We start from the raw sequence: 1,090 nt of genomic DNA, 5'->3' as shown, positions 1-1,090 counted from the left end.
CGTATCAGGATTGGCTGTTGTATCCACCAGATAGTATGTGTTGACACTACTGCTGTTGCCAGGGCCAGAAATCGTACCAGTAAGCGTCAGATTACCCGCTACCAGCACCCCGGTGTAACTTGCCACGCCAACTGACGTCAGCGGCGGCAGGGGCGTGGATGCGCCCGCACGTGCGGATAGCTCCCAGACGCCGCCAAGGGCGACTGCGCCAACAAGCGACCTGGACGCGCAGACATCTGCACCGACGGCACTACCCAGCGCCTCTATGAAGGCTTCGCCCGCATCCCCTGACGCCGTCTTGCAGCTCCAGAGCCGCAACTCGCCGTCTGCGGCAAGCGCTCTGCCGATTGCGGCGAAATCGTCAGCCGCTTCTTCCAGCGTCTGGGCTGACCACTCCCCCGCAGCGAAGCTAACCCGACCCGGCGCGCCATGCGCGATGACGTGGACCGCGTCCAGCCCTTCGTGCCCTGCGAGCGCCGCAGCGATCTGCGCCGCCGCCGGCCGGCGGCCATCGAGCACGACAGCTCGGACTTCCGGCCGCACGTTGCCGAGAACGGTTTCGAGGTCGGAGATTGAAGAATCCACAAAGAGAATTTCAAAGACGCGGGCCATGACTGGCGCCTGTTGGCTTCGAATCAACTCAACGCGTGGGCGCGCACCGGCTTGACCGGCCTGGGGTAAGGACGAGGAGATTGAGCGGTCATCTTCCGGATGGCCCGACGGCGCCGCTGGGGCCGCGAACGGCCGGCGTCTCTACGCGGAGGAAGCTGGAGGCCTGGAAATTCCCGCCATCTTCAAACGTCCCGATGGCAAGTGAGCCCGCCGTGCTTGGAACCTTGACGGTTATAGCGACAGCGTGACTTCGCTTGACGGCGGCGGGGAGAATGACCTGGCCGACGATCGCGTTCTTGGCGGCGTCCAGAATGAAATAGGTTATGTTTCCGGTCGCGTCGCCGATGGGCAAGACTCCCCTAACGGTGACATCCACTGCAGCAGACACAGTTGCGTAGATCATCATGCACTCCCCTATTACCGGCGGCTGAGCCGCGGCTTTTCCTGCTCGGAATTTCGATTTTCAACCACCGCAATG

The 1,090-nt window shown here is 62.8% G+C and carries 2 protein-coding genes; both read right to left on the bottom strand.

Translation table 11 applies throughout. The features are described 5' to 3' along the window. Window positions 1–612: DUF4347 domain-containing protein (locus AC4FWB_RS34475; RefSeq protein ID WP_491030670.1), on the bottom strand; the 612-nt coding region annotated here is incomplete at its 3' end. Between the two features lie 88 nt (window positions 613–700). After that, a complete protein-coding gene (locus AC4FWB_RS34470; RefSeq protein ID WP_491030668.1) occupies window positions 701–1,018 on the bottom strand; it encodes a hypothetical protein in 318 nt (105 codons plus the stop codon). Between the last annotated feature and the right edge of the window lie 72 nt (window positions 1,019–1,090).

The sequence above is a fragment of the Mesorhizobium sp. LEGMi-168a genome, assembly GCF_058312955.1.
This window is presented reverse-complemented; position numbering and strand designations above follow the sequence as displayed.